The 14,400-nt window shown below is 62.7% G+C and carries 12 protein-coding genes and 1 pseudogene; 8 read left to right on the top strand and 5 right to left on the bottom strand.

Features of this window, described 5'->3' with window-relative positions; all coding sequences use genetic code 11:
- Nucleotides 1–337 precede the first annotated feature (337 nt).
- Nucleotides 338–742, top strand: a complete 405-nt coding sequence (locus MWM45_RS16790; RefSeq protein ID WP_247827433.1) for a DUF4913 domain-containing protein — start codon at nucleotides 338–340, stop codon at nucleotides 740–742.
- 214 nt (nucleotides 743–956) lie between these two features.
- Here MWM45_RS16790 and MWM45_RS16785 read toward each other — a convergent pair whose 3' ends face one another.
- Nucleotides 957–1,508: a MarR family winged helix-turn-helix transcriptional regulator gene (locus MWM45_RS16785; RefSeq protein ID WP_247827432.1), complete on the bottom strand. Its 552-nt coding sequence runs from the start codon at nucleotides 1,506–1,508 to the stop codon at nucleotides 957–959.
- Between the two features lie 125 nt (nucleotides 1,509–1,633).
- On the opposite strand from MWM45_RS16785, the gene MWM45_RS16780 reads away from it, so the two are divergent.
- The 6 genes from MWM45_RS16780 to MWM45_RS16755 are packed head-to-tail and all read left to right on the top strand — an operon-like array spanning nucleotide 1,634 to nucleotide 9,494.
- Nucleotides 1,634–2,596 (top strand): pseudouridine-5'-phosphate glycosidase, encoded by a 963-nt coding sequence (locus tag MWM45_RS16780; RefSeq protein ID WP_247827431.1) that lies wholly within the window; start codon nucleotides 1,634–1,636, stop codon nucleotides 2,594–2,596.
- Nucleotides 2,597–2,607: 11 nt separating this feature from the next.
- Complete coding sequence (locus MWM45_RS16775; RefSeq protein ID WP_247827430.1) at nucleotides 2,608–3,315, top strand: HAD family hydrolase; 708 nt, start codon at nucleotides 2,608–2,610, stop codon at nucleotides 3,313–3,315.
- Entirely contained in the window at nucleotides 3,312–3,998 is a 687-nt protein-coding gene (upp, locus tag MWM45_RS16770; protein WP_247827429.1) for a uracil phosphoribosyltransferase, read from the top strand. The genes MWM45_RS16775 and upp overlap by 4 nt, the downstream gene beginning before the upstream one ends.
- Nucleotides 3,995–4,912 carry an EamA family transporter gene (locus MWM45_RS16765; RefSeq protein WP_336296677.1) on the top strand — a complete coding sequence of 306 codons (918 nt, stop codon included), beginning with the start codon at nucleotides 3,995–3,997 and terminating at the stop codon, nucleotides 4,910–4,912. Before upp ends, MWM45_RS16765 begins: the two co-directional genes overlap by 4 nt.
- A gap of 59 nt (nucleotides 4,913–4,971) precedes the next feature.
- Nucleotides 4,972–8,766: an amino acid adenylation domain-containing protein gene (locus tag MWM45_RS16760; RefSeq protein ID WP_247827427.1), complete on the top strand. Its 3,795-nt coding sequence runs from the start codon at nucleotides 4,972–4,974 to the stop codon at nucleotides 8,764–8,766.
- Between the two features lie 38 nt (nucleotides 8,767–8,804).
- Nucleotides 8,805–9,494, top strand: a complete 690-nt coding sequence (locus MWM45_RS16755; RefSeq protein ID WP_247827426.1) for a 4'-phosphopantetheinyl transferase family protein — start codon at nucleotides 8,805–8,807, stop codon at nucleotides 9,492–9,494.
- A 271-nt stretch (nucleotides 9,495–9,765) separates the two neighbouring features.
- Here MWM45_RS16755 and MWM45_RS16750 read toward each other — a convergent pair whose 3' ends face one another.
- Complete coding sequence (locus MWM45_RS16750; protein WP_247827425.1) at nucleotides 9,766–10,068, bottom strand: DUF4193 domain-containing protein; 303 nt, start codon at nucleotides 10,066–10,068, stop codon at nucleotides 9,766–9,768.
- Nucleotides 10,069–10,505: 437 nt separating this feature from the next.
- On the opposite strand from MWM45_RS16750, the gene MWM45_RS17800 reads away from it, so the two are divergent.
- Nucleotides 10,506–10,727 (top strand): PDDEXK nuclease domain-containing protein, encoded by a 222-nt coding sequence (locus MWM45_RS17800; RefSeq protein ID WP_418909707.1) that lies wholly within the window; start codon nucleotides 10,506–10,508, stop codon nucleotides 10,725–10,727.
- Between the two features lie 278 nt (nucleotides 10,728–11,005).
- Here the strand turns inward: MWM45_RS17800 and MWM45_RS16740 are convergent, their stop codons facing one another.
- The 3 genes and pseudogenes from MWM45_RS16740 to MWM45_RS16730 form a co-directional block, all read right to left on the bottom strand.
- Nucleotides 11,006–12,346: a NosD domain-containing protein gene (locus MWM45_RS16740; RefSeq protein ID WP_247827423.1), complete on the bottom strand. Its 1,341-nt coding sequence runs from the start codon at nucleotides 12,344–12,346 to the stop codon at nucleotides 11,006–11,008.
- Between the two features lie 24 nt (nucleotides 12,347–12,370).
- Nucleotides 12,371–13,232: pseudogene (locus tag MWM45_RS16735) on the bottom strand (PfkB family carbohydrate kinase).
- A 178-nt stretch (nucleotides 13,233–13,410) separates the two neighbouring features.
- Nucleotides 13,411–14,397 carry a glycoside hydrolase family protein gene (locus MWM45_RS16730; RefSeq protein WP_247827422.1) on the bottom strand — a complete coding sequence of 329 codons (987 nt, stop codon included), beginning with the start codon at nucleotides 14,395–14,397 and terminating at the stop codon, nucleotides 13,411–13,413.
- Between the last annotated feature and the right edge of the window lie 3 nt (nucleotides 14,398–14,400).

The raw sequence follows: 14,400 nt of genomic DNA, 5'->3' as shown, positions 1-14,400 counted from the left end.
TTTCGTCGCGCCGCGCAGCACTCCGGCGCCGCCGGTCTGGGGCGTAGCTGGCTGCAGCCGAAACGGCTTCCGGCCCCTTTGCAGCGGCAGCTGCGCCGAGATCCACAGCCGCGGGTCGGGAGCCGCGTTCGTGTCGGACCTCGTCTATGCGGTGTTCACCGCCGCCCAGCACGCCGCACGACGGGCCGGCGGACGCTGCAGGTGCCGCTCGTGGCTGACCTGTGAAGACCTCCCACGGCGGCGGGGCCATCGTCCGCACCATCCCCTGGTCCCGGGACAAGATCCTTACCGCCCGCGTCGGAGCTACCGTCGACCACATCCAGGCAGGACACCACCCATGACCAACCCCTTCGACGGCGCAGCGGATGGTGCAGCCGCCACTTCACCTAACGGTTATGAAGAGAAGGAGGGTTTCGCGTTCACCCCGGAGGAGTTGGTCGACTGGGTGGAGTCCCTGGTCGCGATGCTCGAGTCGGTGGACCGGTCCCAGAACCGGTACTGGTTCTCCCGGTGGTGGAAGCATGCCGAAGCCGTGGACAGGTTCCGGGCCCTGCATGAGCAGTGGCTGGAGGCACAGGCTGACGGTGGGATGTCGTCCTGGTGGATCGACCACCACGACCGCCACGCCACCGTCCTCGTCGCCCAACGTGGCCGCTTCGGAGAATGCGGCACCACACACATGAAGAAGACCGCCCGCCGGATCCTCGCCACGGAACAACCTCCCGTCGGCTGGTCTTGGTAGGGACGAAGTGACGCTTTGGGACAGGGCGGGGGCCGGCTTCATAAGAGATCCAAGCGGCAACTCATCTAGGTGGTCAGCCCGCTGAGCAGGTTGACGATGGCTTGAGCAGTGGCCGTGCCGACATCCTGCTGCCACTAGCCGCGGCGGCTGAGCAGCGGGGGTGCTGCATGAACGGTTGCTCACCTCAAGACTCCCCAGGGCCATCGCGAACCGCTCAGGCAAAGGGCGCGCTGGTGTCGTGGACATTGGGCAGGACCTCGGCGGGCGTGTCCTCCCACGCATCCCCCAGCCCAATGAGCAATTGCCGGAGCAAACGGGCGAGTTGGTCCTGCTCGGACGGGTTGAGGGTGGCCAGGAGGACGCGTTCGTTTTCGACATGGTCAACCAGCGCGCCGTCGAGCACAGCTCTCCCCTTCGCCGTCAGCTCAACAATCACACTTCGTCGGTCCGATGGGTCAGGCTCACGCTCTATGAAGCCCTTGGTAGTCAAGCGGTTCAAGCGGTTCGTCACTGCTCCGGAGGTGACCATGGCTCCGCCCAACAGCTCTGCGACAGTCATCCGGAAGGGTTCGCCGGAGCGTCTCAAAGTGGCCAAAACATCGAACTCTCCAGGTTGCAGGCCATGCGAGGCGAGGGCTCGAGCGATGCTTTTGTCCAACAGCGAGGAGGTGCGGCTGATGCGCCCCACGACGCCCATGGGAGAGACATCTACATCTGGGCGCTGTTGTCCCCACTGGGTCAACAGCCGGTCGACTGCGTCCTTCATGAAATCTCCTGTCATCTGAACCGTATCTGCCGGACCCCCATGCTTGATAATTTAACATTAAGTAGTTCAATGTTAAGAGAATTGCAGTCTGCCCTGGACTGTCCCCTCTGACAGGAACCCTCGCTATGTCGACTATTGAAATCAACCCCTCTACCTTCGTAGGACTGCCGGTGCGGAGGTCCCCCGAAGTCGAAGAAGCACTTCACAACGGCCAACCGGTTGTCGCTTTGGAGTCCAATGTGGTCTCGCATGGGCTCCCACGGCCGCTGAATCTGGAGTCGGCCCGCATTGTCGAAGAGGCCGTCCGTCATGGCGGAGCCGTGCCTGCAACCACGGCAATCATCGCCGGGCAGTGCGTTGTTGGTTTGAGCGCAGACGAGCTCGAGCAACTCGCGACGACCGACGGAGTGAGGAAGGCCAGTAGCCGAGGATTGGCGGCGTGTCTGGCTTCTGGAGAAGTCGGCGCAACGACCATCGCGGCAACCATGGTGATTGCCCATGTAGCCGGCATTCGAACAGTGGCCTCGGCTGGCTTGGGCGGCGTGCACCGGGATGCCGAGAAGACCTTCGATATTTCAGCAGACTTGGTTCAACTCACCCGCTCCCAGGTAATGCTCGTGTGCGCTGGAGCCAAGACCATCCTGGACCTGCCAAAAACACTGGAGTACTTGGAGACCCAGTGTGTCCCGGTTATCGCCTATCGCAGCGATGACTTCCCGGCCTTCTATGTCGCCTCCAGCGGACTCAAGAGTCCTGCCCGGATCGATGACGCCAGGGAGCTCGCGAACGCGGCCCGATTCCACTGGTCAGTCCCCGGCGCAGGTTCCTTGGTGGTCACCCATCCGCTCGGAGCCAGCCAAGCGCTGGACAGAGAGACAATCGAGAACGCCATCCAGCAGGGACTGGCCGAGGCTGAAGCCAGCAACATCAAGGGAGCTGCGGTGACAAAGTTCCTTATGCGCGCCGTAGACCGGGCAACGAATGGAGCATCTTCGGTAGCCAACGCGGCGGTCTTGGCCAGCACTGCTGGCGTCGCAGCGGACATCGCACGCGCCTGGTCACAGGTATCTGCTGAGGTTTCGCTGTGATGGTCCGTGCCGTGGAAACAGCGGTCGAGGCGACCGTTCAGTCCGTCCTCTTCGACCTCGACGGAACCCTGATGGACACCCCCCGGGCGATCGCGGCTCAGCTTGTCGTGGCCGTTCAGCAGACTACCGGGCGCGCGCCGTCTCTCTCCGAGGCCAAGGGGCTGATTGGCCGGCCCCTGCCCGAGCTGTGTGCAATGCTCGCCGAACTGGAGCCGGGTTCCAGTCGGGTCGGCGAGGTCGTCGAAGCGTACCGCCACCTCTACCGCACTGAAGTGGTTCCGATGGCGGCATCGCTGGTGTTTCCAGGCGTCATGGAGGGCTTGGCCTTGCTATGCGAGCACGGGATGAAACTGGCTGTGGTCACCAGCAAGCAGGGTGACAGTGCCCGGCTCATCCTCGAAGCATCAGGAATGCGCAAGTTCTTCACCACAGTGGTCGGCGTCGATGACACTGTGCTGCCGAAACCGAATCCCGACCCGGCGCTGCTGGCGCTGCAACGCCTCGGAGTCGACTCCCGGGAAGCCGTTTTCGTCGGGGATACCGCCCATGACATCCGCACTGCACAAGCCGTTCCTATGCGCGCGATCGCCGTCACGTATGGCGTGGGGACCGCAACAGGACTGCAGGCGCTGTACCCCCAAGGGATTGCCTCAGACTTCAGCTCCGTGGTCAACCTGTTACTTCCACTTGCTCCCTACGGAAATGGGCAGAACCGATGACAATTCTTCAGCCGCTCACGTCTGCAGTCCAGACGCTGCCGCCCAATGCTCACCCCCTGCGCCGCACCCCCGGGTTGCTTGCGCTGCATGCGGCGGCCCGCAACCGCGAAGCCTCCCATGCCGAATTCGTGACCGCAGCCCGGCGCATCATGCGGCTCTTGCTGGAGGAATCGCTTGCCTACTTGCGTTACGAGGACCGGCTCGTGACCACTCCTACTGGCTTCCCTTTCCCTGGCACAACTTTGGTTCAGCCCGAACTGTTTGCTGTCTCAGTTCCCCGCGCAGGGGATGCCCTCGAGGCCGAGCTTCGCGACATCTGCCCCGGCACACGATTCGGAAAGATACTCATTCAGCGAGACACGGTTACAAAACTGCCTCGAATGTTCTACCAGAAGCTCCCCGAACAGATCGCTGGGCATCAGGTCCTGCTCCTTGACCCCATGATGGCGACCGCTGGAACCGCGGGCCTGGCTATCCAGGTTTTGCAGGACGCGGGCGTGGCCGAGGAAGACGTCGTACTGGTCAATGTACTGACGTGCCCGTCTGCCCTTGAAAAGCTGTATGAGCGCCACCCGAGGGTGCAGGTCGTGACGAGCTACGTTGACGACACCTTGACCGACGAGGCCTTCATGCGTCCCGGCATAGGCGACTTCGGTGATCGGTTCTACGGAACGACGCAATGAGAAGTGCCGTGGTCTCTGATCCTGCTGTCGGTGCGCTGAGGTTCCAGACGCTTTCGCTGACAATGGCCGCTGCCTTCGCGCCAGTTGTCTGGGGCTCCACATACCTAGTGACCACCGAATTCCTGCCGGCCGATCGTCCCATGACCGCCAGTGTCCTGCGCGCGCTACCCGCCGGGCTGCTATTGCTGCTTCTGGCGCCGGGGCTTCCACCTGCTGGCTGGAGGTTGAAAACTGCTGTGCTGGGCGCGTTGAACATTGGTGCATTCTTCCCGCTCCTGTTCCTCGCGGCCTACCGTCTCCCGGGGGGACTGGCAGCTGTCGTCGGGTCGATTCAGCCGCTGGTGATCCTCGGACTGTGCCTCGTGCTGGGTTGGGGCCGCCCGCGGACGGCTCAAGTGTTGTGGTCGTTTGTGGCATTGGCAGGGGTCTCGTTAGTCGCCCTCACCGGTCAAAGCACGGTGGATGCCATCGGGCTGGCTGCAGCGGCCGCCGGGGCATTCAGCATGGCCATAGGTTTGCTCCTGACCAGACGCTGGGGAGTGGCGCCTGGGATGCATCCGCTGACGTCCACTGCCTGGCAGCTGATCGTGGGAGGAACGCTGATCGTTCCCCTGATTCCCTTAGTGGACCATGGCGCCTGGCAACTCGACGCGCCAGCCGTGCTCGGCTACGCCTGGCTGTCTGTAATCGGCGGAGCCCTTGCCTACGCATTATGGTTCCGTGGAGCCCGCGCCCTTCCCTCCGCCAATATGGCGTTGCTGGGTGTGCTCAGCCCGCTGACGGCCGCGGTGCTCGGCTTGCTCGCACTCGACCAGTCGCTCTCACCCCTCCAGTGCTTGGGCTTCGCTCTTGCCCTCCTCGGATCCATGCTCGGCCAGATCAAGCGGACGCCGGTGCACCCGAACCACGTCTGACCCCTCCATCCCTAGCTCACCCATTAACGTCTGCGTGCCCAATTACCTCTGGAGATTTGATGACCTCTGTCCCTGCCCCGAAGACCCTCACCGAGATGCTTCGCTATCAGGTAGCCGCCCATCCGCAGGCCGTCGCATCGATCGACGCGGACGGAAAGCTCACCTTCGAAGAGCTGTTGAGCCGCGCAGATTTCGCCGCTGCCGCCTTGACCGCGGCTGGTGTCGGCCCACGAGACACCATCGGACTGTTCATGGCTCCCTCGAACCATCTGCTGATCGCCACGTGGGCGATCCTCAGCGCCGACGCGTCATATCTTCCACTAGCCGTCGACTACCCGGCAGAGCGCATTTCCTACATGATCTCGGATTCCAAGATTCGCCATGTAGTGGTCGACGGTGGGAGCTACGAACTGATAGAGCATCTAGTTCCCGAGCACGTTCAGGTGCTACGGATCGAACAGCTTTTCCAGGCTGGACCGAAGCGAGATTATTCTGCGTACACGGAGGACCTGCCCGCTTATGTCATCTACACATCCGGCAGCACGGGCCGCCCGAAAGGGGTGGTAATCGGGCATCCCGCAATCGTGAACCAGATGCAGTTCTTGGCCGAGTCGGCGGGCCTGAACCCCGGCGAGCGCATTCTTTTGAAGACGCCGATCAGCTTCGATGCCGCACAGTGGGAGTTGCTAGCAAATGCGGTAGGCGCCACCATCGTCGTTGGGCCTCACGGCGTTCACCGCGATGCTGAGCTGATCAGCAATCTGGTGCTCGAGTACGAAGTGAGTCTGCTCCAGGCAGTGCCCACACTCTGGACAGCACTGCTCGAGACGGGGAAGTTGACGCGATGCCGCTCATTGAGGGGCCTGTTCAGCGGTGGTGAGGTCCTGCCCAGCCGTTTAGCCCGCGAGCTGCTCGCCACCCTTCCGCAGGCCCAACTCGTCAACCTCTATGGCCCCACCGAAACAACGATCAACGCCACGTGGCTTCGCCTCTCGATCGGGGACATTCCAGACACCCCGGCTGTGAGCATCGGTTCTGCGGTGCCCGGGTGCCAAGTTCACATTCTCGACGCCGAGCTTCGACCGGTGCTCGATGGGCAGACCGGCGAGTTGTGCATCAGCGGATCGCAGCTCGCCTATGGGTACCTGCACCGGCCCCGACTCACGGCAGAACGATTTGTCGAGGCAGACGTCGACGGCCGGCCAGTGCGCCTCTACCGCAGCGGTGACGTGGCGCGGATTGACGCATCGGGCCAGGTAGAGTTCTGCGGTCGAATCGATGACCAGGTAAAGGTCAACGGCCACCGCGTCGAGACCGACGAGGTGCGTCTGGCCATTGAGGAGCACCACTGGGTACGCCAAGCAGCCGTGGTGCCGTGGCGCAGTCCGGAAGATGCAACGATACGGCTGGGTGCGTTCCTCGAACTGGATCCTGCAGAAGCGACGCTCATGGACCAGGATGCGGCAGGAGAGCATCACCGCTCGAAGGCCAGTCACGTTCAAGTACGGGCGCAGCTGGCTGGTCTCGGAGTGCGGAACTTCACCCATCCCCAACGCAGCGTCGTCCTGCCTGGGCGTGAGGGCACGCCGGAGCAATTCCAAGCAGCCTTCGCACGGAAGACCTACAGATTCTTCGAAGGCCTCCCGATCAGTGCTGCTGACCTGGTCGCGCTGGGAGAGTCACTCGATCAGCCGTGGGCGATTGGACCCCGTAGCGGTCTCGTCACCATCTCTGACGTTGCTGATGTGTTGCGATGGATGGGCCCGTTCCCAAGCAGCCAAAGACTTCTGCCCAAGTACGCCTACGCCTCTCCTGGCGCGCTCAACGCCACCCAGATCTACCTCGAGACGTCAGGAATGCCCGGCCTGGACGCCGGCATGTACTACTACCATCCGACCAAGCACGAGCTGATTCACGTAGGCCATCAGGCTGCCCGACTAAGCGCTCCAAGCCTTCGCCTTCATCTCGCGGGCCTGCCGAGGGTGATCGAGTCCGTGTACTCGACCAATGTCGTCGAAGTGCTTCATATGGAGGCGGGACACATGGTCGGAGTTTTGGACCGGGCGGCGGCTGCACGAGGTCTGCGCCTCCAGCCCGTTCCAAGCGTCGACTTGCCAGAGCTGGGTCTCACCGAGAAGTGGGAGAGCACCGGGGTATTCGATCTGATCGAATGTGTCGACGCAGTCCCTTCTGCGCCCTTGGTCGACCTCACATTCCAAATCCACGGCAAGGTCGCAGGAGCCCGCCACGGCACCTACTGCCTGAAGGACGGGACGCTGCACCGGCTCAGCAATCACGTCATCGAGCGTCGCCAGGTAATCGCCATCAATCAGGGCACCTACGATCGGTCATCCTTCGGTGTGACCCTCTCTTGCCGACGGGAACAGGGCTGGTCCGGATTCTTCGAGCTCGCCCGAGCCCTGCAGAAGCTGGAGATGAACGAGCAGGGCATCGGACTGATGTCCTCCGGCTACGCTTCACTGTCCGGACGTGAACTGCCTTCCGCCAGGCGGTATGACCAGATTGCCCGCGCTTGGGGACAGGACGAAAGCCGACTCTCGTACTTTGCAGTCGGCGGCTCCGTGTCAGCAGAGCAGGTCGCATCGACTGGCATGAAGGAGGACGCGGTGCATCTGCGCGGGCCCGAGGAGATCGTCAAGGATGACCTGCGCCGGATCTTGCCCCACTATATGGTTCCCTCGCGCGTGGAAGTGCTCGACAAGCTGCCCATGTCCAGCAGCGGCAAGGTCGACCGAGCGGCGCTGATCCAGCAGCTGGAGAGCGATCAGCGACCCCAACGGGCGGTCATTCTTCCAAGTTCCAAGCTGGAGACAGACTGCCTGAATGTGTGGTCGCGAATGCTCGACCGGGAAGTGCTTTCGGTATCCGATGACTTTTTCGACATCGGGGGCAACTCGCTTACCGCAGTGAAACTCATCAATGCACTCAACGAGCATTTTGGATCCAGCCTGCCAATTCAATCGATCTTCGAGGCGCCCACCGCACGGGAGCTCGCCGAGCGGATCCGCCAGGTCGCCCCTGCAAATGCCTCGCGCCTTGTGCTTCTAGCACCCGGTACCGGAGAGCCAGTATTTGTCTGGCCGGGCCTCGGAGGATACCCCATGAGCCTGCGTGGGCTTGCCGCCCGCATATCCCATGGACGCCCTGTATACGGTATTCAGGCATACGGACTCAACCCGGGGGAGAGTCCCTGTACAACCATGGAGGAGATGGTTGCGGCAGACGTAGAACCGGTTCTGGAAGCTGCAGAGGGCAATAGTGTGACCTTGATGGGGTACTCCTTCGGGGCCAGAGTGGCCGCAGAAGTAGCGCTTTGGCTAGAAGCGCGCGGTGTCACGGTCGACCGACTAACCCTCATCGCCCCCGGATCCCCCGAAATCGACGGGGTCCCAGACAGGCCTTGGAACGGACCGAACGCATTCTTGGACCCGTACTTCCGGATGATCCTCATGTCTGTATTCACCGGGAGCCTCGATGGTTTGCACAGGGACGCGCTTCTGGCGAAGGTGCGCACTCGAAACGAATTCATGGAGCTCCTGGCAGGACGGGTCCCCGCCCTTGACATGGCGTTGGCCTCCCGAATCATTGAGGTAGTTGCCGCTACTTACAGCTTCCGCTCCCAACCCGCCAGCGACATCCAGCAGGTTTTGTCGCAGACACAGGTCCTGATTGCAGCCGGCGACGGGCCGTCGTTCGCCTCCCCTTACCGGGATCGCATGGAAGCTCGAGGCGCAGTAGTGGAGCTTGAAGCCAATCATTACCAAGTCCTGCACGAGCCCACTGTTGACCTCACAGCCAACTTCATTATGGCGCTGCAGGAGCAGCCCGCATGATTCGGCAGCTACCCTACTCCGGTGACCAGAGGGACGCGGTGGTCGACGTCTACTGGGCACAGCGGAAAGATGCTGAGGCAGGAATCGATCGGATCCTCAGCGATCAGGAGCGGGTACGACTGAACTCAATCAAATGCTTGGACACTGCCCTTAGCTTCCAAATGGGACGTTCCATGCTGCGCCGCACGGTGGCACAGCGTCAGGGATGTCATCCCGAGAACGTCCCTGTACAGCTCTCAGGAGGAGCGCGGGGCAAGCCAACACTTCCCGGAACTGGTTGGGAAATCTCCCTGTCGCATTCAGGCCACTGGGTTGGTCTAGCGATCACAAAGGGAGCTGCTATCGGAATGGACATCGAGGGCGTCGACGAAGGGTGGGATCCCCTGCCGATCGCACCGCTGGTATGCACGCCCCATGAACGCCAGGAACTCTGGGGCGTCGCTGCGGGTTCACGGGCAAGAATGTTCACCCGCCTCTGGACCAGGAAGGAAGCGGTATTGAAGGCAACAGGGCAAGGCATCCGTCATGACCTCAATCAGCTGCAAGTCGGTCCTTCCTGCAGAACCCCGGTCGATGCCACATGGACTCCTGATGACCGTAGCCACCCAATAGTGCGCCTAGTTGACCTGCAGGACCGGCCTGAGGCTCTCGCCAGCCTTGCAGCACTTACCGCCGGAGCAGTGAAGGTGACCGAGCACGACGGTTCCGCACTGGTCCGCATCAATTGACTGGCAGGGTAGGGCAAGGGCCAGCCTCCGCTGCGAGAAGAGGGGATAGATGGAGGGATCTACCCGACGAGGTGCCCCGGCTGAAGTTGGCACCTGACCAATAGCCGAGACCCCGCCGCTTTCAGAATCAGTTCAGCCAAGTTCGAGCTTGCCAACCGCCCGGCAGCGCGCTTGTCAACCCTAAGCCTGCTTGCCGAGGAAGAACCGCGTGCCGCGACGAACAGTCGGGTGATACCGCGCGTTCATCAGCGGCGTACCGGCCGGTCAGTGGTCACCCTTCGCATTCAGCGCAGTACTTGTCGCCGTTCTTCTCCCGTGCGAGTTGGGTGCGGTGGTGGACGAGGAAGCAGGACATGCAGGTGAATTCGTCCTCCTGCACGGGTACGACCTGCACCATCAGTTCTTCCTCCAGAATGGCTCCTGGCAGGTCGAAACCTTCGGCAGTATCACCATCCTCGACGTCGATGACGGCCGTCTGCGTGGTGGTGCTGCGCTGGGCCTGGATGGCCTCGAGCGATTCGTTGGCTGGCTGGTCTTCCGGGCGAACGCGAGGCTCGTCGTAGTCGGTGGCCATGGTGTCTCTGAGTCCTATCGTCGTGGGGGCGTCGCAATAGGGTACATGCGCCCACCGGACTGGCTGGTCCGGTTGCGCTGACAGCCAATATCCAGCCTCCGACGCAGGACGCCTAGTTCACCTCTACACCGCGGCCCGGCCCAGCCCAGCGATATTGTGCATGCCGGCGCCGTGATGTTCTCACGTGTCCCCGCCCCAGGCCTTTGCTGCGGCATGTCAGCGGTGGTGGGCCTGAAGAATAGGGTCTACGACAACCTCTGATGTTGCCCTGCCCGATGAGTGCGGCTCGACGCTGCAGGCGCTGAAGGATAGCGTGCAGCGCGCTCGTCAGAGCACCCGGCGGGCAGTCAACACTGAGCTGGTTTGCAGTACATGACAGCATTCGCCAGACATGGGCCGGGAGAGTCAATTGCGCTACAGGTTCACCACCGTCCTCGATGAGAATCTCAGCGCCGAGGCTCGTGACCGGTATCCCGCGGCGGCCGTGGAGTACGGGGGTCCAGGAATCCCCTGGTGAGCACTTCGAAGTCGGCGGCGATGACTTCTACATCGACCTGCTGTTCTTCGACGTCGAGCAGGTGCGCTACTTCGTCATCGAACTCAAGACCGGCACATTCCAACCCCAATACTGTGGGAAGCTGTGTCGCCCCGGTCGATGACAAGCTCAGCCGCGAGGCACACAACGACACCGTCGGGATCCTGATCTGCGGCAGCATGAACGACCACATCGTCCGTCAAGCGCTCGGTCGATACGAATCACCGATAGCGGCATCGACCTACACCTACGAGAACCTGCCGGCGGCAGAACAGCGCGCTGCCGGTAGCTAATGACCTCACCGCAGCCTTCGACCAGATCGGCTCGATTAGCGACGAGTAGAGGCATTGTCAACATCGGTTGATTCGACGTCGGCTATTGCCCCCAACTAGTCGTGCTGCCTCAGGAACCGATCGTGGGTGTGGCCCTGACGGCGTTGATAGTCCTGTCGGCCACGACCTGGGCGTCGCTTCCCGAATCGAGGATCGTGTTCCGGGCTGACCCGGCGTCGACCATAACGGTCGTGACGGCCCGATCGTCCGCAGCCTCGGTCGTCAGCAGGGCGTCCACCTGCGCCTCGAAGCAGGAGTCGCTCGACGTGGAACGGACGTCCAGCGCCACCGCGTGATTGTTGGAGACGAAATTGCCTGCCCCCGCGACCAGCCGGACGATCACCGGCGCCGCACCTGTCGGCCGGATGTCCTGTGCGTCGATGATGTGGGAGAAGTGGTTGCCGATGACGGAATTGTTGTTGCCGCTGATACGGAGAAGCCCGTCGCGGTCATCCAGCCCGTTGTCGACGCCCTGGAAGGGTATCCACGGCTCCTGGTCACGCAGGAAGTGATTCGTGGCCACGAGGTTCTCCGAACTGTTCGCCGCGAGGATCAGCATCCCGGGGTAGAACGAATGCAGACGGTTGTTGGTGACGCTCGACCGCGTGACGCCCTCGAGGTGAACGCTGCTCGCGCCGCGGGGGAAGACGTTGTTCGCGGTGATCAGGAGCCCGCCATGGTTCTCCGCGTAGATCGAGTGACCCTTGGGCCCCGCCCCGATGAGGTTGTCGGTGATCTTCGACGCCTGTCCCCAGCCGCGCAGCTCGATGCAGCTTCCGCATTCGGCGATGAAGTTGTCATGCACGGACAGCGCATCCGCGTTGTGGATGGTAAGCGCGTTCTCGAGGTAGACGAATCCCATGCCGGTGACGCGGAACGAGTCATTGGCGCTGGCGACATGGATGCCGGTCTTGCCGTTGACGTAGGTGTTCTCCGCCGGCATCCCTGAGTCGTCGGGGGTGAAGTGCAGCCCGTCGATGCAGAAGTTGGCGAATTCGACGGAGCTGATCCGGGGGCTCCCGGTTCGCTCGACGTGGAAAGCGGCGCCCTGGAATCTCTCCCGGTCTCCGTCGAGGGGGAGGTCGACGATGATGCGGCTTCCGCCCGGCCACAGCTCATGCAGGTGGGGCCATTCGGCTTCGGGAACGTTGAACCGGATGCTCGAGGACGTGAAGCCGTGTCCGGAGCCTTCGATCCTGAGGAAGCTGATATCGATGACCACCTGCGTACGGAGGTGGTAGTCCCCGGGTGGAAGGTAGATCACCGCTCCCGGCTTTCCGCCATCGTTCGCATCGGTGTCGGTCTGCCTGGCCTTGATGTCAGCGATGATGCTGTTGATCACCGCGCCGATGTCCTCGGATGGACTGCCCACGGCCCACGCGGTCACGTCATAGTAGTTGTTGCTCGACATTGGTTCTTTCCTTGTGATGTTTTCTCAGGTGTTCAAGGTGCGGGAGCTCAGACCGGGCGCCACATAGTGGTGTGGACGATTCGGGGGTTCTTCTCGGATTTCCTTTGCCAGTTCCTCTGATGTTGGCGGGTGCGCTCCCGCGCAGCGGACGGTAAGGGTTGCCGCAATCGACGCCAGGCGACCCAGCGATTCCAAGGCCGAAGGCCCCAGTCCGTGCGCGCTGCGCGTGGGAAGTCCGTACATCACGGCAGTCATGTAGGCTTCGCCGGCCCCGATCCAGAGCCAGCCGCGGATAGAGCCACCGTGCATCCTCGTCGCTGAGTTTGACCACTTCGGTGAAGGGGACGAGTTCCTCGAAGATGGTTCTCGCTTCGGCATGACTGCCCAGCAGAGCCGGGCGGATGTTGGGGTCGTAGGTGACGACACAGTCCTGGTATGCCTGCTTGATCAGCTCTCGAACACTGGCCGCTCCTGGTGCCAGGAAGGTAGCTATCGAGCCGGTATGCAGCACTTGGTGAAGGAATGCCGGAGCGACCTGTGGGAGGTCCCACCGGATATTGAAGTTGTACTGTGCCGATCCGTCGCGCGCTGACACCGCTGTCGCGGTTGCGGTGCTACCGCTGCCCTTGGAACCGGGCACAAGGCGGACACCGGCGCTGCGAAGGTGTGTCTCGATGGCGGCCGCATGGTGGTCATCGCCGATCGAGGTCAGCAGCGCGGTGTCGACGCCCAACCGGCCGAGCCCATAGGCGACGTTTGCAGGTGACCCTCCGGGGTGTTCCACAGTGCCTCGGGAAGAAACGACGATGTCCACGAGAGCTTCACCGACGACGACGACATCAGCGTTCGTCAAGCAGCGGTCGTCTGTTCGCCGGCCTGTTGGCATTACGGGCCTTTCTTGGGTCTATCCCGGTACCGAGGAAAGAAGGGTGAACGATGCACGTGCTCGTGGCATGGGATACGGGGTGCACGGTGGGCTCGCCGAACGTGGGCCTCACACGATGGCTCACCCCGGATGTCGTTGATGCGCGGTCAGCTGGACCTATGACACCAGCATCTTCTCGTCAGGAAACGTCGACGTAGCGTCGATCCCCTACAGGCGGGTGGTGGGCACCCATCATGGTGAGCTTGCCGTCGACCCAGGCCACGGGCTGGGGGTCGGTGATCCTGCCGACGAAGGCCCCGGTGTCGTCTGCGTTCTCGAAGGCGAGCATCTGCCACTGGCCTGCACGGTCCTGGATGAGTCGTCCCACATAGAGAGACTGGTCGGCCACGAGGTAGGCCTCCGAGATGTCGAAGGGGCCGAGGGCGCTCGGCGCGTTCACGGCCCAGATCCCTCCATGCTCCTGGGCCGCCTGACGTCCTGTGGAGAGTTCGGAGTTCAGGCAGGAAAACAGGAGCACTGTCTGGCCGTCGACTGTCTCGGTTTGCAGGACCTCGAGTTGCCCGAACCCGTTACCGGGTCGGCTCAGGGGCGGCCGGACCTCCCAGTGCGCGAGATCGGGGGAGAACGCGCTGCCGACGACGCCTCGCTGGTCCGGTTCGCCCGCCGTGGACCGGGCGGTGATCAGCATGTTCCACCCGGTGCCGTCCGTGCTGCGGCTTACCCATGGGTCACGCCACGCCTCATCGGGCCATGCGCCCTGGGCCAGCTTTTCGTAGTGAGCACTGTCGGCTTCGAGGACCAGGTCCGTGCGGGTCCAGGTGAAGAGGTCGTGGGAGGTGGCGCTGCCGATGCGCTGGATGAGCCCTTTGCCCTCCCGATCTACTCCTGTGTAGAACATGTGCCACAGTCCGGCGTCGTCGCGGACGATCGAGCCGGTCCAGGTGGCGAGGTCGTCGAAAGCCGGCCCGTCAGCGGGCACGAGAGCGTCCGCGTGTTCCTCCCAGGTGCGCAGGTCCGTGGACGTGGCGTGACCGACTGTTGCGCGCCAGTGGCGGCGGTCGGGATCGTGCAGGGCGCGCGATGCTTTGAGGAAGAAGAGGTGGTACCGGTCGCCGTCGTCGGCGAACCAGAAATCCCACACCCAGGAGGATCGCAGTTCAAACATCGA

Source organism: Arthrobacter antioxidans, from assembly GCF_023100725.1.
Lineage (GTDB): Bacteria > Actinomycetota > Actinomycetes > Actinomycetales > Micrococcaceae > Arthrobacter_D > Arthrobacter_D antioxidans.
This window is presented reverse-complemented; position numbering and strand designations above follow the sequence as displayed.